The following is a 22,267-nucleotide window of genomic DNA, read 5'->3' on the forward strand; positions in this document are numbered from 1 at the left end:
TCCACCTCACTCGCCCGCGCCGCGCGCGGGCGGGGCGCTCTTGCGATGCGCCCCTCGGCACGACCTACGACTTCATTCCCAGCTCAAGCGCGGCAAGGTTCGCCGGGAGCTTCGCGATCTTCTTCGCGGGCACGCACTTCTCGACAGCCGCCTTAAGCGTCTCTTCGGAACAGAACCCGGTTTCGGCGAACAGCTTCCCTACCAGGATCACGTTCGCCAGGCCCTTGTAGCCGTTCTCTTCGGCCAGCTGCGTGGCCGGAACGGCGAACACGTTCACGCCGGGAAGCTCGGGGATGCGCTGCACCAGCGTGGAGTCCACCACCACGGTGCCGCCTTCCTGCACGCTGCCCTCGAACTTGTCGAGCGAAGGCTGGTTCATGACCACCAGCACGTCGGGCGTCAGCACGAGCGGGCTGCCGATGGGATCGTCGGCCAGGCACACGCTGCAGTTCGCGGTGCCGCCGCGCATCTCGGGGCCGTAGGAGGGCAGCCACGAAACCTCGCGGTCCTCGATCAGGCCGGCGATGGCGATGATCTTGCCGGCGAACAGGATGCCCTGGCCGCCGAAGCCCGCCAGAACGGCGTTCATGGTGCGGCTCATCGCGCACCCCCTTCCGTCACCGGATGCGCCACCGGGCAATCGGCATTGCGCGCCGACGCAGCCTCGGCTGCATTGGCGAACCCGTCGGCCACCACGTCTTTGTACACGCCCAGCGGATAGTACGGCAGCATGTTCTCGCGCATCCACGCAAACGAATCCTGCGGCGTGAGGCCCCAGTTCGTCGGGCACGTGGACACCACTTCGATCAGCGAGTACCCCACGCCGTCGATCTGGTTCTGGAACGCCTTCTTAATGGCCTTCTTCGCCTTGCGCACGTTCTTGGGGCTGTCCACCGTCACGCGCTCCAGGTACGCCACGCCGTCGAGCGTGCTCAGCATCTCGCACACGCGCACCGGGTAGCCCGCCGTGGACACGTCGCGGCCGTACGGCGAGGTCTGCGTCACCTGGTTCGGCAAGCTGGTGGGAGCCATTTGGCCGCCCGTCATGCCGTAGATGGCGTTGTTGATGAAGATGACGGTGATGTGCTCGCCGCGCGTTGCCGCGTGGATGGTCTCGGCCATGCCGATGGAAGCCAGGTCGCCGTCGCCCTGATAGGAGAACACTACGCTGTCGGGAAGCACGCGCTTCACCGCGGTGGCCACCGCCGGCGCGCGCCCATGCGCGGCCTGGACCATGTCGCAGGAGAAAAAGTCGGGGTTGGTGACGGCGCAGCCGACCGGCGCGACGCCGATCGTGTCGCCCTCAACGCCCAGTTCGTCGATGGTTTCGGCCACCAAACGATGCACGATGCCGTGCGGGCAGCCCGGACAGTAATTGGTGATGACGGGAAGGAGCGCATGCGGACGCTCGAACACGATCTTCTCTTCGGCGCTCATGCTACGCACCTACCTTTCCCTGCAGTTCCTCGATCTTGGCAAGCACCTCCACCGGCGTGGGGATGATGCCGCCCGTACGGCCGAAGAACTCGACCGGAACGCGGCCCGCGGCCGCCAAGCGAATGTCGTCGACCATCTGGCCCATGTTCATCTCGACCGACAGGAACGTCTTGGCGGTGCCCATGACATGCTCCAGCGCGTCGGTCGGGAACGGCCACAGCGTGATCGGACGGATGAGACCGGCCTTGATGCCCTTCTCGCGAGCCGACACGACCGCGCTGCGCGCAATGCGGGCGGAGGCGCCGAACGCGACCAGCACGATGTCGGCGTCGTCGACCATGAACGACTCGGCACGCTGCTCGTTGGCCTTGATCAGGTCGTAGCGCTCGAACCGCTCGCGGTTGAGGCGCTCGAGGTCTTCCGCCTTGAGGTACAGCGAGTCCATGATGTTGTGGGCGCGGGCGTTCTTGTGGCCCGTGGTGGCCCAGGGCTTCTCGGGCAACTGCTCTTTGCGCTCGGGAAGGACCACCGGCTCCATCATCTGGCCCAGCATGCCGTCGGCCAAGATCATGACGGGGATGCGGTACTCGTCGGCCTTGTCGAAAGCCAGGTAGGCGCAGTCGGCCATTTCCTGCACGGTCGAAGGCGCGTACACCATGATCTGGAAGTCGCCGTGGCCGGTTGCGCGCGTGGCCTGCCAGTAATCGGACTGCGACGGCTGGATGCCGCCGAGGCCCGGGCCGCCGCGCTGCACGTTCACGATGACGCCCGGCAGATCGCAGCCGGCCATGTAGGAGATGCCCTCGCCCTTGAGCGAGATTCCCGGCGACGAGGAGGACGTCATGACGCGCGCGCCCGCGGACGCGGCACCGTACACCATGTTGATGGCCGCGACCTCGCTTTCCGCCTGCAGGTACGTGCCGTTTTCCTTCGGCAAGCGCTTGGACATGTACGCGGCAAGCTCGGTCTGCGGCGTGATGGGGTATCCGAAGAAGAAGCGGCACCCGGCGCGAATCGCGCTCTCGGCCATCGCCTCGTTGCCCTTCATGAGCACTTTCTCTGCCATAGCTACCTCACCACCGTAATCGCGACGTCGGGACACATGAGCGCGCAGGACATGCAGCCCGTGCAACGCTCGGCATCGATCAGGCGCGCCGGATGGTAGCCCTTCGCGGTGATGCGCTCGTGATCGAGTTCGATGATGTGCGTCGGGCACGCGTCGACGCACAGGCCGCACCCTTTGCAAAAATGATCGTCTACCAGTATTCTCGGCATGATGGAACCTTCCTCGTCTTGTAGGCTCCTGCGCCGCGCCGCGGGCACAGGAGCTCAACGCGCATCAGACGGACAAACCCGTTGAAACGCGTACTCTCGCATTATTCCCAAGGAGTACGTACATATACTTGCACAGGATAGAGCGTTTGCCGACCGTCATTCAGTCCAAAGAGGGCAGTTTTCCGGTCTGCGAGGCTTATCGGGACCGTCGTGCACGCCAAAGGCAGGCCCGCCTGCTCCGCGACCGCTTGCGCGAAGGGCACTCCCTGCCTCACCGTAGCTTCGTCGGTATCCTGCTTGAGGTGCGTGTTGTTCACGATCGCAGTGGCGTGCAGGTGGCATTTCTCCTCCACTTCGCGCAGCACGTCGACCGCCTCGGCCGGGTCCTGCGTAAGGTTGCGGCTGCGATTCACCACGTACAGCATCTCGTAGGGAGCCGCCGCAACCGAACCGGCGAACCGGCCGAGCGCCGTCGCGCCCACGTCGTCGCCCCCGGCGTCGATGATGAGCAGGCGCTCGCGCCCGTCGTCCTTGCGAGCCGACTCGACGGCCGGGCCGACGGCCCCGGACAAGCTAGGGCTGTCGAGCGTGGTTCCCGCCATCACCGGAGCGATCACGGAAATCCCCCGTTCTTCCAGCAGCGCGCGGTAGTCGCTCGAGCGGAAGTAGGGATTCACCACGTCCAAATCGACCAGGGTCACGTCCACGCCGCGTTCGCGCGCGTCAAAGGCCAGGTTGAGCGAAAAGTTCGTCTTCCCCACGCCGTAGTGGCCGCACACGACCACCACCGACGCGTCGGGGGCATAGCGCTGCGCGCTCATCACACGAGCCCTTCCACGGGCTTCGCGCTCTCGTCCACCTCGCGGATGGCCGCGCGGCGGATCTTGCCGTTCACGGTTTTCGGCAGCGCCTCGACGTACTCCACGATGCGCGGGTACTTGTACGGAGCCGTGCGGTGCTTGACCCAGGTTTGCAGCTCGCGCGTGAGCGCGTCGGAGCCCGCGAACCCTTCCGCCAGCACCACGGTGGCCTTGACGGCCTTGCCGCGCACCGGGTCGGGCACGCCCGTGACCGCGCACTCGCGCACGGACTCGTGCTCGAGCAGCACGCTTTCGATCTCGAAGGGGCCGATGCGGTAACCGCTCGACTTGATGACGTCGTCGTTGCGGCCGACGTACCAGAAGTAGCCGTCCTCGTCGCGCCAGGCCGTGTCTCCTGTGTGGTACCAGCCGTCGTGCATGGCCGCCGCCGTCTTCTCGGGGTCGCGGTAGTACTCCAGCATGATGCCGGGAGCCTTCTCGCGCACGTCGATGCACACTTCGCCCGTTTCGCCCGTTTCGCATCGCGAGCCGTCCTCGCGCAGGATCTGCGTGTTGTACAGCGGGATGGGCTTGCCCATGGAGCCGGGACGCGGAGAGGACCCCGTCAGGTTCGCGATGGTCAGCGGCGTTTCGGTCTGCCCGAACCCTTCGAAGATGGTGAGCCCCGTGTGCTCCTTCCAGAAATCGAACAGGTCGGGGTTGAGCGCCTCGCCCGCCGTGGTGGAGTACGCAAGCGTGGACAGGTCGAACGAATCGATGTCCTCGGCCATCATCATGCGGTACATGGTGGGCGGGCAGCACAGCGTGGTGATGCCGTAGCGCCCGATGAGCGAAAGGATCTCGGACGGATGGAACCGGTCGAAGTCGTACGTGAACACGCACGCCTCCATGAGCCACTGTCCGTAGTACTTGCCCCACACGGCTTTGCCCCAACCCGTGTCCGCGATGGTGAAATGCACGCCTTCGGGATCCACGTTGTGCCAATGCTTGGCCGTGACCAGGTGCGCGATAGCGTATTCGGAATCGTGCAGCACCATTTTCGGATTGCCCGACGTCCCGGACGAGAAGTACATGAGCATGGGATCGGCGGCGGCCGTCTCGCGGCGCGCGAACTCGTCGGAGGCGGCGCGCACCCCCGTGTTGAAATCGAGCCAGCCCTCGCGCACGGCGGGAGCCGCGCACACGCCCTCCGGCCCGGACAGGGCGGGACCGATGAGCTCGCCTTCGGGCAGCACGATCGCGCCCGTTTCGTCTTCGGGCGTCAAACCGCCGCCCGCGCCGTTCACCAGGATCTTCGCCGTGAGCGACGGGCACGACGCCTCCACGGCGTCGGTTACTTCGGCGATGTCGCCCAGCGACGTGGCGATCATGGCTTTGATGGAAGCGCCGTTCAGGCGATACTCCAGGTCGTGCTCCTTGAGCATGAAGGTGGCGGGCACCATGACCGCGCCCAGCTTCGCCAGCGCCGTGGCCACGAACCAGAACTGGTAATGGCGGCGCAGGATCACCATGACGTAGTCGCCGCGACCGATGCCGGCGTCCGCCAGGAAGTTGGCGGTCTTGTCCGACCAGCGCTTCATGTCGCCGAACGTGAACACGTGCTCTTCGCCTTCGGGGTTGCACCACACCATGGCGCGACGATCGGGGTCGTTCAGCGCGATGTCGTCCACCACGTCGTAGCCGAAGTTGAAGGCTTCGGGGCATTTGACCTGGAAATCGGACAGTTTGCCTTCGCAGTCGTAGGCTTCGTTCACGTAACGGAGGTTGATGTTTCTCATAGGTGTTCTTCCTTGCAGGATATGCGGCGGCCAGTCCGCCGCGAGACGGATACGATCATCGAATTGAAGGCGCTGTCAGGCGCGCGATCGCCCGCAGTGCGCGAGCGGCGGTCGGCAGCGCCTAGATAATCGTTTCCCCGTGGGGCTTCATGACAATGGCCAGAAACGTGCACGGCTCGCCTCCGGTGGCGATCATGCCGTGGCCGCGGCCGGAATCGTACATAAGCAGATCGCCGGCTTCCAACTCTTCAACATGGTCCTCGTACGCGAAGCGCATGCGTCCCGAGATGATGTAGTCGAGCTCTTGACCCACGTGATAGGACAGGTGAATGGGGCGGTCCTGTTCCTCTTCCAGATAAGGGGCGGTTACCAGGAACGGTTCCGCCAGCTTGTTCTTGAAGTGAGGAGCCTTGTGCAGGTACTCGAAGCCTGCGCGGCGCTTGATGGACAGGCCATCGGCGGCGCGCGTGAGCGAGTAGCCGGACAGATGCGGGTTTTCGCCGGTCAGCAGCTCAATGACGTCGACGCCCAACCGCTCGGCGCACTTGTACAGAAACGTGAACGACAGGTCCTGATCGCCGGATTCCTGCGCGGCGTACTCCGCCACGGAACGTCCGGTAGCATCCGCCATTTCCTGCATGGTGATGTCGAGGTCTTCGCGTAGCGCCCGAATGCGCCCTGCCACCTCTTCGATGTTCGGCTCCATAGTCGCTAGACCTCCTTCTGGCGAATCGCAGCATCGTCGCCAGCGAGCGTGGTCGGCGGTGCCTGTCGGATGAAAAGTTAATCTATTGTATAGCAACTTGATCGGAAAGAAAGGAGGAAGCCGGAAAACTCTGCCAGCGGCGCAGGGGCAGATGGACAAAATCCCAGAACCGACCGGAGCGGGCCGCGGCAACGGGGCATCCCCCGCTTCGCCGCGCCCCGCTCGGCGCCTCGCCCCTTCTGAAACCGCAGACGCTTAGCGGTTCTCGATGCGCCCGATGTTCTTCAACTCGATGGAGATCAACCCGTTCGGCGCGCTGACGAACTCGATGAACTCGGGGCTTTGCGAGTACTCGGCCGGGAACTTCACCTCGATGCCCGTATCGGTAACGATCTTGTGGCTTTTCGCCACGCGTTGGGCCACCGCCTTTTCCACGACCACGCGCTCCGGCAGCGCTTCCTCGGCGAGCGCTTCCTCGAAGCGCTTCTGCAAAGGCTCGTCTTCGAACACCTCGTCAGCAAGATCCCACGGCGCAAGCTCGTCCGACTCCTCGGCGTTTTCGGCCACATAGGCCTTCGCCTTCGAAACCGCCATCGCCGTGTTGGCGCCGTATTCCTCGGCAACTTCTTCCACAATGCGGGCGACCGTGTCGAACACCTCCTTGCTCGACGCCTCCATGGAGCACTGCAGCAACCCGTCGGGGATGAGCCAGCGGTCTTCGCCAGCGATGGTGCGCTTCTTGTCGCAGAACAGCACCGCGAGCGACTTCGACTCGATCAACGCGTAGGAAGCAACCTTTTGCGAGGGGTTCGGAAGGATCGCATGGTGACGCGCCACGTCCACGCGCGTACCGCCCTCCTCGCCGCGGCCCACCTCGTGCATGAACGCCTGCTTGCTTTCCAGCAGAAAGAGCGCGAAGTAGCGCTTCCCTTCGCCGCGATAGGCCGCCTCGGCCTCCTCGTCGGTCATGTTCCGCACGTTAGAGTCGGTGTCGTCCTCGAAGTCGATGACCAGAAGATCGGTCGACTCGGCCTTCTCCATGCGGCCCAGCTCGGTAGCGATGAACTCGGCTACCTGCACGGACAGGTCGATGAAGTCGCGCTGCCCCAGAAAATACGCGCGAATCTCTTCGGCGAACATGCTGTCTTCGGAAAACTCGCCGCGCTTGTTGTCCAGGTTGCCGAGCGCCTTTTTCGCATGGCTCGTCACGTAGCGCTTGACGTTTTTACTGTCCAGGTCAAGCTCTTCCTGAGAGAAGACGTTGACGCACGAAACGAAATCGAAAACGTGCAGTACCGCACGGTTCACCTTGAGCATGGATGCCGTCCTTGAAATGTCGGGGTTCCTGTAAGCGACCAACAAGGATACCGGAGCGAGACCGACAAGGCGCAAAGTTCCAAGAATCACCAGACGCGCCGAAGCGGCGGATTACGCGCGCTCGGATGCGGCGGACGAGCTGCGTGCGAGGTACGGGCGGGGTGCGGGCGAGGTGCGTGCGGAGTACGGGCGGGGTGCGGGGTGCGGGTGCGCTGCGTGCGGCGGGGTGCGGGGTGCGCCGTGTGCGAGGGTCGCTCGACGCCTGCGCGGCGCCCCGAGCAGCGAGATGCCGGGGCGCTTCGGGGCGCCTTTCGTGCTTGCGATCCGAAAACCCGGCAGGTTTTTCGGATTGAGCATGGGGCTCGGCAAGGTTGGCGGGAACGCTTCAATTCGCCACAGAGATTTCCAGGTTCTGTCAAAACGGACGAGTTTTGCGGGGATTTTCCGCCTCTCGCAGGCAGGTTGCAAAGGGGCACTTTTCATCATGCCTGGTCAAAGACTTACGCGCTGCATTTATCCTGGTTTGAGGACCAGCAAAACTCGTTCGTTTTGACAGAACCTGGACGAAGACGATGTAGCGGAACCTTCGCGTTCTTCGGCCTACCCTCCCTGGCAAGCCTAAGCCCCATTCTCGGAGACCGGCTTGCCGTGAAAACCGTCTCCAGCTTGGTCCAGCTGACGCTCCTTGCGATCCTGTTCGTGTACGTGGCCCTCACGCTCCTTCGTATCGGGCGCGAGCAAACCCCTTTCCTCAAAGAACTACCGCGCAAGATCAAAACGATAGCCGTGATGCTGCTCGCCGCCGTGCTGCTGCCGCAGTGGCTGGGATACGCGCTGCTCAGCTTCGCCACCGGCCAGCCTTACTTCACGATATTCAACGAAACGGGCATCATCGCTTTGGTTGCGGCGGGCATCATCTTCTGCCTTGGGCAGATATTCGAATACGGCTACCTTATCCAAGACGAGAACTTCGAGATCATCTAGGGAAACGTCATGACTATTGTATTGCGCCTTGATCGGATGATGGCTGACCGAAAAATATCGCTTGGAGATTTGGCGGGGCGCGTAGGCATCGCGGACGGCAACCTCTCGAAGATAAAGAACGGCAAAGTGAGCGGCGTGCGTTTCAAAACGCTTGACGCCATTTGCCGGGAACTTGACTGCCAGCCGGGCGACATCCTCAAGCGCATCGACGACGAACCGGAGCGCACTTAGGGGGAAACCCGAGCGCCGCCCGTCCCAACGACTCGGCAAAACCGCAGCTACTCCCCCTCCACGCGCCCGCGCCGAGACTTCACCTGGGCGCGGCGATGCTTGTCGGCCAGGCGCGCCTCGCGCGCCCTTCGGGAAGGCTTCGTGGCATGGCGAGCCTTCGGGGGCATCGCCGCGCGCTCGAACGCGGCATGCAGCTTCTGCAAGCACAGCCGCCTATTGCGAAACTGGCTGCGCGACTCGCGCGAAACCACGACGATCCCGCTTGGGCGGTGCTCCATGCGCACCGCCGAGTCCGTGGTGTTCACGCATTGCCCGCCCGGCCCGCTGGCCCGAAACGCCTGCACCTCGCAATCGCGCTCGACCTCGTCGAGCGGTTGACGTGCCCATACGGCAAAGTCTCGGTATGTCGGGCGGTCTTGGTCCATGACTCCATACTAGCAGAAACCGCAAGCGCCTCAGCCCTCGCACGACTCGTCGACGTCTTGCAGCCGCCGCCCCCGGTCGAACGCGAGCAGGCGGCGATAGCGCGAACTCGTTCGCTCGAGCTCGCACGGAGCTCCGTCCAAAACCGCGCGGCCGTCCTCCACGAACACCACCCGATCGCAAGCCGAAGCGCCCAGCAGGTGATGCGTGATCATGATGACGGTGCGATCGGCCAGCGTCTTGAAGAGCGTGGACAGCAGGGCCTGCTCGGTCAAAGGATCCAGCCCGACACACGGTTCGTCCAAGATGACAACGGGCGCATCCTGCAAAAGCACGCGCGCAAGCGCGATGCGCTGCCTCTCGCCGCCCGAGAACCGCAGGCCAGCCTCGTCGACCATCGTGTCCAGCCCATCGGGAAGCCGGCCGACCATGTCGCGCAAGCCTACCTGCTCGAGAACGTTTCGCACCTCGTCAACGGACGCGTCGGGCCTCCCAATGCGCACGTTCTCCAAAAGCGTCATGTTGAACAGGTAAACGCGCTGCTGAATCACGCCGATGTACGCGCACGCGTCGTCGCCCAGGTCGCGCGTCGGCACGCCGCCGAGCGTAACCCGCCCCTCGTCGGGAGCGAGATCGCCTCGCATGAGCGATGCGAGCGTGCTCTTCCCCGCACCGCTGCGTCCCAGGATCGCGACCTTCTGGCCTGCGGGAACCTCAAGCTGCATCCCCTTGAGCACGGGCCGCGCAGATCCCGGATACGCATACGTTACGCCCTCCACCAGCATATCGAGGGGCGCGCACGGTTGCGCGGCTTGCTTCGCAGAGCGCTCGTCGGCATCCGGAAGCTCGTTCAAGCGCTCGAGAGAGTCGCCGTACGAGAACGCGTCGACCGCCGACGCCGACAGCGGCGCGAACGCGTCGATGAGCGGGAAGAAGCCCAGCACGAACGCTGCGATCCAGTTCGCCGTATCGGCGCCCTGCCCGCCGAAGTACGAACCCGCCCAAACAAGGAGCAGGGCGGCCGTCACGGCGAACAGAACCTGCAGCACCACGTCGCGGCGGCGGGCGAAGCGCTCCTCGGCGGCGGCCAGTTCCCTCATGGAGCGCTCGGCCGCGCGGTAGCGCGTCAGGTACTCGTCGCCGCGCTGGGAGAACACCCAGTCGGACACGCCCAGCACGTTGTCGGTCAGCTCGGCGTACAGATCGTTTCGCAACGCTTTGTAGCGCATGCGGCGCGCGCCGCATGCCAGCACCGAAACCGCAGGCAGCAGCAGGACCGCCGACCCCAGCATGACAAACAGCATGCACGCCAGAAACGGCGAGAAGAACCCCGCAGCCGCCACCAGGGCGAACCACAGCGCCCAGGCGATCACCGTCGGGAACACCGTTCTCAAATAAAGGTTCTGCAAATGCCCGATATCCTCGGACAAAAGACCCAGCACATCGCCCGTACGATGCGTCGCGCGGAAGAACAGCGCATCCTTCTCAAGCGACCGGTACAGCTTCAGGCGCAGGTCCGACGTCATGCGCAGCACCCAGTCGTGGCTGCACAGCCGCTCCAGGTAATGAAGCAGCGGCTTGCCTATGCCGAATATGCGCACGAAGATGAGCGGCAAATTAAGGGCCAAAATGGACTCGGGCACACCGGCGGCGCCGCTTATCAGAAAGCCGGAGGTGAACATGAGGCCGGCCGCGAAAGCGAACGTCGCGAAGCCCAGGAGCAGCGCGAGCGCAAGCACCTTGCGGTACCGCTTGAAGAACGGCACGACCCAGCGATCCTCACGCCACGTCCTGCGCATAGCCCTCGCCCCCTTCGCATCCACGCCGCTCATGCGACATCACCGCCCAACCGAGATGCAAGCCGCGCATACGGCCCGTCGTGCGCAGCCAGCTCTTCGGGACGACCCGCCTCCACCACGCGGCCCCCGTCGACCACCAGCACGTAGTCCATATCGGACATCCAATGCAGCCGGTGGGTGGCAAAAAACACCAGACGCCCCTCCATGAGGGGCATCATGCGCTCCTTGAGCTCCCATTCCGTCTCGATATCCAGGTGCGCCGTCGGTTCGTCAAACAAGAGAATCCGCCGATCAGCATCCAGAAACGCGCGCGCAAGGGCTATCCTTTGCGCCTGTCCGCCCGAAAGGGACCGGGCCCCCTCGCCGATAACCGTATCCAAGCCGTCAGGAAGCTGGGAAACCAGATCGCCAAGACCCATCGCCTCGACTGCGCGGGAAACGTCCGCCTCGTCGGCATCGGGGCGGTAAAACGCGATGTTCTCGCGCAGCGTGGCATGGAACACGTACGGATTCTGGGGAATGTAGACCGTCTGCCGCTGCCAATCGACCCGATGCAGCCCGGCCGCAGTCGCGCCACCCACGCGAAACGACCCCGCACTTGGATCGGCGAAACCGCCCAGCAGGTTGACCAGGGTGCTCTTGCCAGCGCCGCTCGCACCGACGATGCCCACGCGCGCGAAGCCGCGCACCTCGAACCGCACGTCCTCGAGAGCCTTGAAACCCGGGTACGAGAAACCTACGCCGCAGGCGGAAAACGTGCAGTCCGGCCCCCAGGTCGGCACGGGATCCGAAGCATTGTCGACGGGCGCGGCCTGCGGCTCGTCGACGATGCCGAGGATCGAAACCAGCGCATTCTTTCCGTCGAGCGAGGCGTGGTAGTCGGCGGCGAACTCGCGCACCGGCTTGAAGTACTCCGGAACCATCACCAGCACCACGAGCGCCGGGAAAAAGGCAAGCGTCCCGTCCACCAGGCGAAACCCCAGCATGATCGCCACAGCCGCCAGCGAGCCGGTTGCGAACAAATCCAGCACGGTGCTCGACAGCGTGGCCACGCGCAGGGTTTTCATGGTTGCTTCGCGGAAGCGCTCGCTCGCCGCGTAGATGCTGCTGCCGTAGGAGCGACCGCGACCGAACAGCTTGAGCGTGTCGATGCCGCGCAGCGCGTCGATGAACGTGTTCGACAGCATCTGAAACGTCGCGTGCTGCTTGGCGGCCTCGTCCTGCGCCGTATGTCCCAAGATGACCATGTACAGGATAATGAAGGGAAACGCCACCAGCGCGATCACGCCCGAAACCCAATCGAGCGGGAATATCCAGCACAGAAGCACCAGGGGGATGACCACGACGCCCACGGCCTTCGGCAGAATCAGGCGAATATAGGTCTCCACCTGGTCGACGCCCTCTAAAACAAGGGTGGTCACGTTGCCCGTCCCGTGCTTCTGCACCACCGCCGCGCCCGTTTCGAACACGCGCGAGAGCAGCCGCTGGCGCAGTTCGTCGGCCCGCGCGGCCGCGTAGCGATCGAGGTACGTTTCCTGCGCGTACAAAAGAACCTGCCGCGCAACGAAGCATGCGACGAACAGCGCTATCCAGAAAACCTGGTCGGACACCGAAGCGCCCTTCCACAAATCCACGATCGCGGCAGCAAGGGCCCAAGCTTGCCCCACCACGGCGAACGCACGCGCGCAGGCAAATGCGACCAATACGACAAGCGCCGCGCGCACGCCCTGTAGCGCGAAGATAGCCTTGTCTATCAACGCCCGCCCCCTCGTCTGCGAAGCATCGTCGCTCTCGATTATTTGTTACTTCTTTTATATCATATAGAGACGGGCAGGCGCAAGCGCTTCGCCGGCACGCTGCTCGCAGCGTTCGTCAGCGCGCTTCCTCCCGAAAGCCCCACATCCGCACCTCGGGCTGCAGCCTAACGCCCGCGCTCGCCTGAACGCGATCCTGCACGTCGGCTATCACGCGGCGCACGTCCGCGGCGCTCGCTCCGTCCACGTTCACCACGAAGCCGCAATGCTTGGTCGAAACCTGCGCCCCGCCCACGCGATATCCTCGCAAGCCGGCATCCTGCACCAGCTTTCCTGCGAAGTAGCCCTCCGGGCGCTTGAAGGTGCTGCCCGCACTGGGCAGCTCGAGCGGCTGCTTCTCGGCCCGACGCCGCTCCAGATCCTCCATGCGCTCCGCAATGGCCGCGGGATCGTCGAAGGAAAGCTCCACAACCGCGGACAGCACCACGTAGCGCTCGTCGTCCATCATGCTGTGACGATACGACCAGTCCGCTTCCTCGGCGCTCACCTCCACGATGCGGCCATCCGGCGTCAGACAGCGCAACGACCTTGCCACGTCGCGAAACTCTCCCCCGTAAGCGCCGGCGTTCATGATGGCGGCGCCCCCGACGGTACCCGGAATTCCGCTGGCGAATTCGTATCCGGCCAGCCCGGCCTCGCATGCTACGCGCGCGACCTTCGCGTTCGAAGCGCCCGCGCAGGCGCGCACGATGTTGCCCGAAACGCTCACGTCCGACAGGTTGTCGGCGATGCGCACCACAACGCAGCGCAGACCCTCGTCGCTTACCAGCAGGTCGCTGCCCAGGCCCACGATGCGCACCTCGACGCCCGCCTCGCGGCACGCCCGCAACGCGAAGGCAAGGCCCTCTTCGTCGCGAGGCTCCACCAGGCAGTCCACCGGACCCCCGACGCGAAATGTCGTGAGCTGCGCCATGGGCACATCGAACCGCACGGCTTCGTCGCCCAAACGGCGAAGCAGCGCGCTCTTCAATTCTTCGTCAACCATGCAGTCCTCCTTGCACGCCGGGGCGAAAGCCCTGAAGCGCGCTACTTGCCGCCAAGGCGGCGCACCGTGCGCTCGCCCAGGTCAATGAGTTCCTGACGCCCATGAGTGCCCGTCTTCGCGTAAATGCGCCGCAAATGCGTGTCCACCGTGCTCTTCGAGATGAACAGCTCGCCCGCTATGCGCTCGCCGGTGCGGCCGCGCAGCGCAAGCGGCAGGATTTCGGACTCGCGCTTCGAAAGCGCATGATCCTGGGATATGGCCCGACACGCCTCGTCGAATCGATCGGCGTCGCGCACGATCACCGAGAGCGCGCGGAAGTCGCGCTCGGTGAACAGGAACAAATACGCGTACAGGGCCGCTAGCCCTGCGAACGCGGCGATAGCGTACGGAGCCTGCTCGACGGGCTCGAACAGCTCGATGGCGTTGCCCAAGGCGATTCCGGCCATCTCGCCCAAGTAGAGCATGGCGAAGCCCCGCGCGAAGGACAGCGCCGCATCCTGGCCGGTCAGCTTCGCCATCACCAGGAATAGGGAAACCAGCACGTACGTAAGCCCCAGATAGCCTGCCAGCATGATGGACTCGCCCGGAACCCCGAACGACCCCAGAACCGGCACGAACAGAAAGCCGGCCATCATCACCAGCACGGCAAGGCGGTACACGCCGTCGAGGGGGCCTTGCTGATCGGCGGCATCCGAACCCGCCGAAGCCCCGCTCGAGATCAGCTGGAGCGCCGCCACGCAGAACAGGACCAGCAGCAGCAAGCTGGCCGAGAACGCCGGCGTCGAAGCCATGCCCGGATCCGACGCGAACGTTTCCATGAAACCCGCGGTCAGGCCGAACAACCCGGTTCCCGCGATGATCTTCTTCGACAGGCGCGCCGTTTCGTCATGCTGCTCGCGCGTGGCGACCAGATCGCCGAACCTGAAGCTCTGCAGCCCGGCGGACGGCCCTTTGCGCGACGAAGCATCCTCTTCTCGCGCGAAAGGCTCCAAGCCGCGCAGCGCGAACGCGCTTCCCAACGGCAGCAGCTTGAGAGCGAGCAGCGCATGCTCGACCGGGATAAGGGAGAACACCAAGCACAACCCCGCAGCGACCGCCGCGGCAATGAACACCTCGGGCACGCAGCGATCAACCGGGCGAACACCGAACGCACGGCCCCAAGCAGCCAGCATGAACCCGGCGGGCACGCCCACGAGCAGCCCTTCCACGGCGATGCCCCATGCACCCGTCCCAGCCAAAGACGACACGACCGACCCCAGCACCAGCAGCCCCGCATAGCACCAAAGCAGCGTGCGGGACAGCAGCGCATCGCGCGCGCGAAGAGACGCGTTGCGCAGCATCGCGAACGAAAGCACCATGAACGCCAGGGTCAGAAGCAAATCGGCGCGCTCGAAAGCGAACTCCCCCTCCCCGAAGGCGCGGTTGGCGCCCAGGTAGAACAGGGAGAACACGAACCCCTGATTGCAGGCGAACCCCAAGATGGCCCGCACCGCGGACGGCTCGGTTATCCGGTCGAGTCGCAAGCCGAGCTGCACTGACCCCTCCATTCCATTCGATACGATACGCAGTACACATCCATGATAGCAGGAGATGGGAACCGCTCGCGGGAACCGTCCGAACTCCCGCGAGTCTCCGAAGTTCAAAAGCGCAGACGTGCCGGGAGCCCATACCCCTCCCCCCATGCGGCACGGCACGGCACGGCACGAAAGTTTCGTCCGCCTGCAAGCCCCGATAGGCCGCCGCGCACGAAAAACTCCCATCTTTGGCAGGTTTTGACGGTTAGGGGTCGTCTCTTCCGCCCTTCGTTTTGCAGAGCGCAAGCGCTTCGACATCGTACCTGGTCAGAAGCCCGGTCGAAAGCAACGCCGGAGAAAGGATGCCCATAGCGCGCGCTCGACGACCTCAAACCGTCAAAACCTGCCAGCGAAGGCGGTTTTTCGTGCGCAACCACGCGAGGCGGCGAAAAAGAAAAGGCTCCTGGCGCGCAAGGGCATCCCTCCCCGAATCGCTGAAGCAGACGTGCTGCGAATACCCTGCAGAACGAGCCGATCGAACGATGTCTACAACAGCCCAGCATCGAAACGCTCGGACCCGTAGGGGGGTCATTCCGCCGCAGTCTTGACGAGGCGCTTTTTCGATAGCCTATAATCGTTTCAAGCGTCATGCGGAAACGCGACGCCTGCACCTTTCGCGATCAAAGGACTCGCCATGAAACGAGCTTCGACACTCTTTCTCGTCGGCACGATGGTCTTTGCGGCAATCGGCTTTTACGGCTGCGCTTCGAACGGCGAACGAGACGCTTCCGCCAACGCCTCTATCGGCATCATCGAAACGCGCGAAACGGCCAAGACGAGCAGGGTCGTTCTGTACGATAAGGAACTGAACGAGGTAGCAGAGCTTCCTTTGAACTATGCGGGAGTGGGCAACGCCTTTTGCGATCCCCTGGTTTACAACGGCAGCCTTTTCACCATGTCCCTGGGAAGGAGCAAGGCCAAAGACGGCAGCGCCGTCCTCCAAGTTGATCTAGGCTCCCTCTCCACCAAGGCATACGCCATCGACCAGCCGACCGTGAACGACGTGGCTGCGAGCGATAAATACGTATTCGTTTGCAACGCAACAAGCCACGCAACCCGCATCAATCGCTGCCGAACCGACGACGGGAGCGTATCGAGCGTGTCCGTCGAAGGAGTTTACGTATCGAAACTCGTTTGGCATGAAGACAGCTTGTACGCCTTCGCATCGTCTCTTGACGACGGCTCTTCGACGATCTTGCGCTACGACGAGAACCTGACCCTCGAGGAATCGATCGATTCCAGCGCCTACGACTCGGACGTCTACCGGACGGTTGCGCATGACGGAGGCATCTACTATTGCGGCACCGGCCTGACGGGAAGGCAGATCGGCGTGCTCGATACCGAAGACAACACGGCGAGCACCATTCAATTGAGCAAGGGCGCCGCTTCGAGCGTGGCTTTCGCGAACGGCAAGCTTTACGTTGCCCATTACAACGTCGTCCAAGGGCAAGACGACAGCGCGCTCAGCATCGTGGATCTGGCGACGGGAGCTATCGAGGAGCATGCTTTCCAGCATGGAGCGCAGCACATGGTTGTAACCGAAGGCTCGATATACATACTTGGAGATTGGACGATATACCAATACGATGCTGAAACCATAGAGCCCCTCGGAAGCAGGTCGATCGAGAGCATGCCCGGTAGCCACAGCTATCTTTCGGGGCTGTTCTCCGTGAGTTAAGACCGCCGCCGGAACAGCCCGCATAGGCTAAGGCGCTCTCCCGAGCAGTGCGAAAGACGAGCCGTTCCCCATCGAAGACGAACGGGAGCAAGAAGGTCATGGGAACCGCCCGAGCTCCCGCGACCTTCCTGCTCCCGGAAACGCAACGCCCCGCGGCACGAATGCGGCGGGGCGTTGCGGGCGCGAGGGAGGGAGGGGTCGCGCCGGAAAATAGGGAATGATCTAAGTTGGTTGCTAGGCGGTCTGCGAGGTCTTCTTCGCGCGCACCGTCTTCTTCACGGGCTGGGCAGCAGGCTCGTCGTCTTCCACGACGTCCTCGACCGCCAGCTCCACGGCGTCGGAAGCGTCGTCCTTGCCGCCGCCCATGCCTTCGCGCAGGTTCTTCACGGTCTTGCCCAGAGACGCGCCCAATTTGGGGAGGTTCTTCGGGCCGAAGATGAGCAGCACGACAGCCAGGATGATAACGAGCTCGGGAACACCCATACCAAGAATCTTCATGTAAAGCGCCTCCTACAGCGTTCTGGCGGCGCGCACCTCCTTGATGGGCCGCACCGGTTTCGATGGCGCTTACTATGCCCCATCGAAGGCGTGCCGGCTATCATGCAAACCTGTGATTTCGTACTCAATACCCAGATTTTCTTTGTCATGCAAACGGGGTACGATATGCGTCATACCAGGTCAGAACGCTGCGTGATGCACAGCTCTCGAAACTTGGAACTCAGTTGCGCCTTGCCGTTCCCCGCCCGTGCCGCAACCTTCGCGCCTTCGGTTTTCAGACCGATCTCCCAACCTGAAACCAGAGCGCGCCCAACAGGAACGCTCCGCTCGGCAAACGCGCTGCGCTCGCCGGCGCGAAGACGTTTTTCGCAGGGGAGCTGCCAAAGCTACTGTGAAGGATTCGAGGACTGCTTGTGACGGTTCCTCGCGCATTCGCACATGCGTGACATGCGACGTTGCCGTTTTGTTACCATTTCGCCTCGCGGTCGCAACCACACCAGCACAACGAACCCTACGCGGCCGAGGAAAGGATGCTTGCATGGCATCGCGCTCTACTCGTTTCTCCTGCGCGGTCGGAACCGCGCTTGTCGTGGCGCTCGGCGCCGCATGCGCACCGGCCGCTTTCGCAGCCGAATCGCGGTCCCCGTTTACACAGACTGCCGAACCCCTCCCGTTGAGCCAAGCGGCTTTTGTCGACCTTTTACCGTTCGCGCACGAAGATCCGACCCACGATCTGGATCAAGTGCAGGCGCTTGCCGAGCAAAGGGTGGCCGAAGAGGCCGCACGAGCCGCCGCCGAGCGGTCAAACAAGCGGCTCGACTACGACCCCGCGCTCATCGCCGCCATCGGCAACCAGCTCAACGGCGGCCACGCCATCTGCTGCCCCGCCTACGCGTGCGCTTACGGCGACGCGATCCTTACCGGGCAGGCGAACGGCCACGAGGCGTACGGATGCGGATGCTGCACGTGGCCCGGATGGGGCGGAGGGAACTCCTCGTTCCGCTCGCTCGGATCTGACGCAGCCCTATTGCGAGAAGCCTACGACGAGATCGCCGCAGGCAGGCCCACCGTCATCCACGTATCCGGACCCTACGGCGAACACTGGATCTGCCTGATGGGATACCAAAACGTGCAGGACCCCGACAACCTGACGTTGGACAACTTCCTGGCCCTCGACCCTGCGAACGGAGAAGAGCACGTTGCCTCCTACCGCTACGCGCTGTACGGCGATTCCTGCCAACACGTAAGCGATCTGCGCTAACGCATGCATCACGACGAGGGGCCGCTCACTGAAACGGCCCCTCGTTTCATCGTTTGGAAAACCCTACCCCGTGATGCGCTCGGGGCAGGACAGCACCCTCAGTCGACCGTCGCGGCAATGTGAAACGAGCGTGACCCCCAAAGAGGCCGCACGTCGAACCGCTTCGTCGGTAGCCGACTTGCGCGACACCAGCACGGGGCACCCGCCGCGGTACGCCTTCAGCGCCATCTCCGCGCTGATGCGCCCGGTGATGAACAGGGCCTTGTCGCGTACGTCCACGCGATCGAGCCACGCCTGCCCTATCAGCTTGTCCATGGCGTTATGGCGCCCTATGTCCTCGCGCACCAGCAGCAAGCGGTCCTCCCCCGGCACGCCCAAGCCGCATCCGTGCACGCACTCGCCCGTGTTGCGCCGCGGGCTTCTTTCGCACAGCTCGTCCATGCAGGACAGAAGCGCATCGGCATCGAAGCGCGCGGTCGTCGACAGCCGCGCCGCATCCGGCACGCACGCCCCGCCGCGCATGAGCGCGGACTGCGCGCAGCCCGACGACGTCACGCGATGCAGCGGCACGTAGCCGTCGGCCGCGCGCTCGCCGGAAGCCACGTACACCTCCGCCTTCTCAGGATCTGCCGTGACCTCGACCAGGCGGTCGCGATCGCTCAGCAATCCCTCCGACAACAGGTAGCCCACGGCAAGCTCGTGCAGCCCGTAGGGGCTTCCCTGGCTGACCGCCACCGGAGCGTCGTTCAAGTAGATGCGAATAGGTCGCTCGGCCGTCTCCCGCGGGACGGGCGCGGCGTATTCCACGATGGCCACAAGCGGCCTCCTTTCGTTCGTTTTACCTGCATCCGGCGCGCAGCCGGGTGCGCTTTGCGCGTGCACGGCTGCGAACGCGCCGAAGCGATCAGCGGTTCCCGGCAGCCTGGGCGTTGGCCTGCTGATAGGCGATCAGGTCCAGGCGCGCCATCACCACGTCCTCCACCTCGAAGGAGAACGGCGCCAGCACGTCTTCCTGGTACACGGTGCGCACGTAGCCGCCGCATTCGTCGCAGGTGGCTATACGGTGCGCGTCGTCGCCCTCCACGTTGAAGTAGTGCAGGTGCGCCTGGTTCTGCGTGCCGCAGCGCGCGCAGCGAACCCGCTCAAAATCCCACGCGGTGCCGCACTGGCCGCACCACAGCTCTTTGCCGCGGCCCTGCACTGCCTGAACGTCTCCCACGCGCGCCACCGTAGCGGCGCCGCCGCACACCGGACAGCGCATCGGATGCGGTTCGGCCGCGCCCGCCTTGCGCAACGCGGAACCGACCTGGGCCGCCGGCCCGTCGATCAGCGCGCGCAACGCCAAGGATGCAGCCAGCGCCCCAACGCGAGCAGGATCTTCGTCCATGCCGTCATCGCGCAGAAGCTCCCCGAACGACTCGACGTACGCGGCAGGATCGCTCCCCGCGCGCGCCATGTCGCTCGCTGCGACCATTCGATCCCATTTCGTGCGCGCGAACGCCTCCTGCACCGTAGCGGGAAAGCCGCCGCTGTCCAGCAGGCACGCCGCCGTGCGCTCGATCGCGTCGGCAAGCGTTCCCGGGTCGATCGACACCGGCGCATGGGCGAGCACCGGCTCCGATGCGGCATACCAAGCAAGCAGGTCCTCGGCGGCGGGCACCTCGTACGACAACGCAGCGGCCTCGGCTGCCACGCTGTCCTGCACGCCCCACACCTCGCGGAAGAACGCCAAGCGGGCCGCGTCCGCGTCTTCAGATTTCGTCTTGTACGCGGCTATGGCCGCGTCGATGCGCTTCAGGTTCATTCCTGGTTCCCTCTCGTCGTATGTTCTCGTCATGCATCGAGCATCAGGTTATCCATCGGGACGCTCTGCGCGAAACCCCGGGCTTGCCAAACGGCAAGCGCTCGAGAGCGCCCCTGTGGAAGACCTGCGCCGCACCGGGCGGGCGCGAACCCGCCCGGCAGCGAAAGCCTCTACTTGCAACTACTTCTACTTCTCCACGACGTTCTTGCCGCTTGCGATCTCCTCGCGCGCCCAGTGGCCCCAGTGGTACAGGGCGTCGGACTCGGACACCATGCCGTCGCCGAACATCAGCTTGGCCGTGCCGCGGTACGGCTGGAAGATGCCCGCGCCCAAGAAGATGTGCGCCAAGCCGAACACGGCGATGAGCAAAAAGCCCACGTCGTGCAGGAACAGCGTCACGCCGTACACGCCAGCGCCGAAGTCGAACACCGTCGTGCCCAACAGCAGGATAAGGCCCGTCACGCCCATGAGCGCGCCGGCGAACCACAGCATGCCGTCGGCGAAGCGCTGGCCGGACTTCAGCTCGCGCTGGTCGGGCATGTGAATCCATTTCGCCATGAACAGGTACGGGAAGAACAGCATCATCCACTTCTTGTCGTCGGAATCCCACCGATCGAACAGGTTCTTGAAGACGTGCTTCACGCCCTTCGGAGCCATGATGGCGCTGATGAGCGGCACCGCCACGAAAACGACGCCCAGCACGCGGTGCGACATGCGAATAGCGAACACCGTGTCCGCGCCCACCGCGGCCGCCAGGGCCGGAACGAACACGAACAAACCGGAGATGCACAGCAGGATGCACGCGATGATCGTGATGCCGTGCGTCAGACGAGCCTGCAGCGAATGGCGCTTGATGTAGCGCTGCTTGCCGCTTGCCGCCAGCTGGTCCAAGAAGGCCTTGTTCTTGGCGGCTTCCTCAGCGGAAACCGCAACGGGTCCCTTGCTCATCAGTTGCCTCCCTTCTTGCCCGGAAGGTTCTCGGTGATGTGCTCCATCACCGTCTCCTCGTCCTGGCCGTCGCCGTGCTTGAGCACGTTTCCGCTGTCGACGGACAACGTGTCCTCCGTCTCGGCGTTGTACGCCAGCTTGTCGCGCTTGTAGCCGATGCCCAAGACGAACATGGCGGCCAAGCCCGCAACCGTCAGGCCCGTAACGGCACCCGTGACCGGCTTCATGATCTGGGTCAGACCAACCATGGGGCTGACCTGCGGGTTCTCAACCTGGCCATGAGCCTTGACGCCGTACTTGAGAACCTGGACCACATGCAGGCCCCCGATTTCGTCCTCGCCGTAGACGCAAGCATCCGCAAAGCCCTTGCCCTGCAGGTACGCCACGCGCTCGCGGGCGATGGCCAGCATCTCCTCGCGGTCGCCGAACTTGAGGGCTTCGGGCTGGCACGTGGTTACGCATGCCGGCTGCATGCCCTGCTCGACGCGGTCGAGGCAGCCCGTGCACTTGTTGATCTTGCCGTTGGGACCGTGGTAGCGCGGCACGTCGAAAGGACATGCCGACTTGCAGTACTGGCACCCGATGCACTTGGACTCGTCAACGGACACGAAGCCCGTCTCCTCGTCCTTGGCAAGCGCGCCGCCCGGGCAGATGGTCGCGCACGGAGCGTCCGTGCAATGCTGGCACGAACGACGTCCGAACGACCACATGACCCCCTTGTCCCCGCCGGCCTCTTCATGGAAGCTGATCAAGAGACGCGTGTCGCCGTTCAAGTTCATCGGGCTTTGGTACGAACCCGTCCAAGGGTTGCCGTTCTTTTCCAGCGTGGAGGGCAGGTTGTTCCACATCTTGCACGCCACCTGGCACCCGCGGCACGCCGAGCACCGGGAGGAGTCGAACAGGATTGCTTTCTCAGTCATTTCTCATCCCCTCC

Annotated in this window: 21 protein-coding genes and 1 pseudogene; 4 read left to right on the forward strand and 18 right to left on the reverse strand. The window is 64.1% G+C overall.

What is annotated here, in order from left to right:
• Positions 1 to 64: 64 nt before the first annotated feature.
• From LQE90_RS01075 to LQE90_RS01110, 8 genes are all read right to left on the reverse strand, one after another.
• Positions 65 to 601, reverse strand: a complete 537-nt coding sequence (locus tag LQE90_RS01075) for a 2-oxoacid:ferredoxin oxidoreductase subunit gamma family protein (protein WP_114565747.1) — start codon at positions 599 to 601, stop codon at positions 65 to 67.
• On the reverse strand, positions 598 to 1,437 hold the full coding sequence (locus LQE90_RS01080) for a thiamine pyrophosphate-dependent enzyme (protein WP_114565748.1): 840 nt from the start codon (positions 1,435 to 1,437) through the stop codon (positions 598 to 600). The genes LQE90_RS01075 and LQE90_RS01080 overlap by 4 nt, the downstream gene beginning before the upstream one ends.
• A 1-nt stretch (position 1,438) precedes the next feature.
• A complete protein-coding gene (locus tag LQE90_RS01085) occupies positions 1,439 to 2,503 on the reverse strand; it encodes a 3-methyl-2-oxobutanoate dehydrogenase subunit VorB (RefSeq protein WP_114565749.1) in 1,065 nt (354 codons plus the stop codon).
• Between the two features lie 2 nt (positions 2,504 to 2,505).
• Entirely contained in the window at positions 2,506 to 2,712 is a 207-nt protein-coding gene (locus LQE90_RS01090; protein ID WP_114565750.1) for a 4Fe-4S binding protein, read from the reverse strand.
• Positions 2,713 to 2,813: 101 nt separating this feature from the next.
• On the reverse strand, positions 2,814 to 3,533 hold the full coding sequence (locus LQE90_RS01095) for a nucleotide-binding protein (protein ID WP_216528689.1): 720 nt from the start codon (positions 3,531 to 3,533) through the stop codon (positions 2,814 to 2,816).
• A complete protein-coding gene (locus tag LQE90_RS01100; protein WP_114565752.1) occupies positions 3,533 to 5,311 on the reverse strand; it encodes an AMP-binding protein in 1,779 nt (592 codons plus the stop codon). The genes LQE90_RS01095 and LQE90_RS01100 overlap by 1 nt, the downstream gene beginning before the upstream one ends.
• A 121-nt stretch (positions 5,312 to 5,432) precedes the next feature.
• The gene (locus tag LQE90_RS01105; protein ID WP_114565753.1) at positions 5,433 to 6,017 is read right to left on the reverse strand and encodes a helix-turn-helix domain-containing protein; all 585 of its coding nucleotides are present in this window, start codon (positions 6,015 to 6,017) and stop codon (positions 5,433 to 5,435) included.
• A 255-nt stretch (positions 6,018 to 6,272) separates the two neighbouring features.
• Entirely contained in the window at positions 6,273 to 7,334 is a 1,062-nt protein-coding gene (locus LQE90_RS01110) for a nucleoid-associated protein (protein ID WP_216528556.1), read from the reverse strand.
• 648 nt (positions 7,335 to 7,982) lie between these two features.
• Here LQE90_RS01110 and LQE90_RS01115 point away from each other — a divergent pair.
• Both LQE90_RS01115 and LQE90_RS01120 read left to right on the forward strand, forming a co-directional pair.
• Positions 7,983 to 8,318 carry a hypothetical protein gene (locus LQE90_RS01115; RefSeq protein WP_216528557.1) on the forward strand — a complete coding sequence of 112 codons (336 nt, stop codon included), beginning with the start codon at positions 7,983 to 7,985 and terminating at the stop codon, positions 8,316 to 8,318.
• A gap of 9 nt (positions 8,319 to 8,327) precedes the next feature.
• Positions 8,328 to 8,549: a helix-turn-helix domain-containing protein gene (locus tag LQE90_RS01120; protein WP_216528558.1), complete on the forward strand. Its 222-nt coding sequence runs from the start codon at positions 8,328 to 8,330 to the stop codon at positions 8,547 to 8,549.
• Between the two features lie 47 nt (positions 8,550 to 8,596).
• Here LQE90_RS01120 and LQE90_RS01125 read toward each other — a convergent pair.
• The 5 genes and pseudogenes from LQE90_RS01125 to LQE90_RS01145 all read right to left on the reverse strand — a co-directional run.
• Positions 8,597 to 8,884 (reverse strand): annotated as a pseudogene (locus LQE90_RS01125) (peptide chain release factor-like protein); the annotation flags it as partial.
• Positions 8,885 to 9,004: 120 nt separating this feature from the next.
• Positions 9,005 to 10,771, reverse strand: coding sequence for a thiol reductant ABC exporter subunit CydC (gene cydC, locus LQE90_RS01130; protein ID WP_216528560.1), 1,767 nt, complete (start codon positions 10,769 to 10,771; stop codon positions 9,005 to 9,007).
• A gap of 29 nt (positions 10,772 to 10,800) precedes the next feature.
• Positions 10,801 to 12,528, reverse strand: a complete 1,728-nt coding sequence (gene cydD / locus LQE90_RS01135; protein ID WP_216528561.1) for a thiol reductant ABC exporter subunit CydD — start codon at positions 12,526 to 12,528, stop codon at positions 10,801 to 10,803.
• A 115-nt stretch (positions 12,529 to 12,643) separates the two neighbouring features.
• Complete coding sequence (murB, locus tag LQE90_RS01140; RefSeq protein WP_216528562.1) at positions 12,644 to 13,570, reverse strand: UDP-N-acetylmuramate dehydrogenase; 927 nt, start codon at positions 13,568 to 13,570, stop codon at positions 12,644 to 12,646.
• 41 nt (positions 13,571 to 13,611) lie between these two features.
• Positions 13,612 to 15,105, reverse strand: a complete 1,494-nt coding sequence (locus tag LQE90_RS01145; RefSeq protein ID WP_216528563.1) for a helix-turn-helix transcriptional regulator — start codon at positions 15,103 to 15,105, stop codon at positions 13,612 to 13,614.
• 673 nt (positions 15,106 to 15,778) lie between these two features.
• Between LQE90_RS01145 and LQE90_RS01150 the strand changes: the two genes are divergently transcribed.
• On the forward strand, positions 15,779 to 16,822 hold the full coding sequence (locus LQE90_RS01150; protein ID WP_216528564.1) for an NHL repeat-containing protein: 1,044 nt from the start codon (positions 15,779 to 15,781) through the stop codon (positions 16,820 to 16,822).
• A 234-nt stretch (positions 16,823 to 17,056) separates the two neighbouring features.
• Here the strand turns inward: LQE90_RS01150 and tatA are convergent, their stop codons facing one another.
• Positions 17,057 to 17,320 (reverse strand): twin-arginine translocase TatA/TatE family subunit, encoded by a 264-nt coding sequence (tatA, locus tag LQE90_RS01155; protein ID WP_114565762.1) that lies wholly within the window; start codon positions 17,318 to 17,320, stop codon positions 17,057 to 17,059.
• A gap of 538 nt (positions 17,321 to 17,858) precedes the next feature.
• Between tatA and LQE90_RS01160 the strand changes: the two genes are divergently transcribed.
• Positions 17,859 to 18,581 carry a cysteine peptidase family C39 domain-containing protein gene (locus LQE90_RS01160; protein WP_216528565.1) on the forward strand — a complete coding sequence of 241 codons (723 nt, stop codon included), beginning with the start codon at positions 17,859 to 17,861 and terminating at the stop codon, positions 18,579 to 18,581.
• A gap of 63 nt (positions 18,582 to 18,644) precedes the next feature.
• Here LQE90_RS01160 and fdhD read toward each other — a convergent pair whose 3' ends face one another.
• The 4 genes from fdhD to LQE90_RS01180 form a co-directional block, all read right to left on the reverse strand.
• Entirely contained in the window at positions 18,645 to 19,397 is a 753-nt protein-coding gene (gene fdhD, locus LQE90_RS01165) for a formate dehydrogenase accessory sulfurtransferase FdhD (RefSeq protein ID WP_216528566.1), read from the reverse strand.
• An 88-nt stretch (positions 19,398 to 19,485) separates the two neighbouring features.
• Entirely contained in the window at positions 19,486 to 20,385 is a 900-nt protein-coding gene (locus tag LQE90_RS01170; RefSeq protein WP_216528567.1) for a formate dehydrogenase accessory protein FdhE, read from the reverse strand.
• A gap of 186 nt (positions 20,386 to 20,571) precedes the next feature.
• Positions 20,572 to 21,333, reverse strand: coding sequence for a cytochrome b/b6 domain-containing protein (locus tag LQE90_RS01175; RefSeq protein WP_114565766.1), 762 nt, complete (start codon positions 21,331 to 21,333; stop codon positions 20,572 to 20,574).
• Positions 21,333 to 22,253 carry a 4Fe-4S dicluster domain-containing protein gene (locus tag LQE90_RS01180; protein WP_114565767.1) on the reverse strand — a complete coding sequence of 307 codons (921 nt, stop codon included), beginning with the start codon at positions 22,251 to 22,253 and terminating at the stop codon, positions 21,333 to 21,335. The genes LQE90_RS01175 and LQE90_RS01180 overlap by 1 nt, the downstream gene beginning before the upstream one ends.
• Positions 22,254 to 22,267: the final 14 nt, after the last annotated feature.

Source organism: Paraeggerthella hominis (assembly GCF_021044775.1).
In the GTDB taxonomy this organism is placed as follows: domain Bacteria; phylum Actinomycetota; class Coriobacteriia; order Coriobacteriales; family Eggerthellaceae; genus Paraeggerthella; species Paraeggerthella hominis.

Bases quoted from the DNA above. Each gene is read 5' to 3' on its own strand.
- tatA (WP_114565762.1), bottom strand. From the start codon at position 17,320: ATGAAGATTCTTGGTATGGGTGTTCCCGAGCTCGTTATCATCCTGGCT.
- LQE90_RS01170 (WP_216528567.1), bottom strand. From the start codon at position 20,385: ATGAACCTGAAGCGCATCGACGCGGCCATAGCCGCGTACAAGACGAAA.
- murB (WP_216528562.1), bottom strand. From the start codon at position 13,570: ATGGTTGACGAAGAATTGAAGAGCGCGCTGCTTCGCCGTTTGGGCGAC.
- LQE90_RS01080 (WP_114565748.1), bottom strand. From the start codon at position 1,437: ATGAGCGCCGAAGAGAAGATCGTGTTCGAGCGTCCGCATGCGCTCCTT.
- LQE90_RS01175 (WP_114565766.1), bottom strand. From the start codon at position 21,333: ATGAGCAAGGGACCCGTTGCGGTTTCCGCTGAGGAAGCCGCCAAGAAC.
- cydC (WP_216528560.1), bottom strand. From the start codon at position 10,771: ATGCGCAGGACGTGGCGTGAGGATCGCTGGGTCGTGCCGTTCTTCAAG.
- LQE90_RS01180 (WP_114565767.1), bottom strand. From the start codon at position 22,253: ATGACTGAGAAAGCAATCCTGTTCGACTCCTCCCGGTGCTCGGCGTGC.
- LQE90_RS01085 (WP_114565749.1), bottom strand. From the start codon at position 2,503: ATGGCAGAGAAAGTGCTCATGAAGGGCAACGAGGCGATGGCCGAGAGC.
- LQE90_RS01110 (WP_216528556.1), bottom strand. From the start codon at position 7,334: ATGCTCAAGGTGAACCGTGCGGTACTGCACGTTTTCGATTTCGTTTCG.
- LQE90_RS01100 (WP_114565752.1), bottom strand. From the start codon at position 5,311: ATGAGAAACATCAACCTCCGTTACGTGAACGAAGCCTACGACTGCGAA.
- LQE90_RS01090 (WP_114565750.1), bottom strand. From the start codon at position 2,712: ATGCCGAGAATACTGGTAGACGATCATTTTTGCAAAGGGTGCGGCCTG.
- LQE90_RS01105 (WP_114565753.1), bottom strand. From the start codon at position 6,017: ATGGAGCCGAACATCGAAGAGGTGGCAGGGCGCATTCGGGCGCTACGC.
- LQE90_RS01160 (WP_216528565.1), top strand. From the start codon at position 17,859: ATGGCATCGCGCTCTACTCGTTTCTCCTGCGCGGTCGGAACCGCGCTT.
- LQE90_RS01150 (WP_216528564.1), top strand. From the start codon at position 15,779: ATGAAACGAGCTTCGACACTCTTTCTCGTCGGCACGATGGTCTTTGCG.
- LQE90_RS01075 (WP_114565747.1), bottom strand. From the start codon at position 601: ATGAGCCGCACCATGAACGCCGTTCTGGCGGGCTTCGGCGGCCAGGGC.
- LQE90_RS01095 (WP_216528689.1), bottom strand. From the start codon at position 3,533: ATGAGCGCGCAGCGCTATGCCCCCGACGCGTCGGTGGTGGTCGTGTGC.
- LQE90_RS01120 (WP_216528558.1), top strand. From the start codon at position 8,328: ATGACTATTGTATTGCGCCTTGATCGGATGATGGCTGACCGAAAAATA.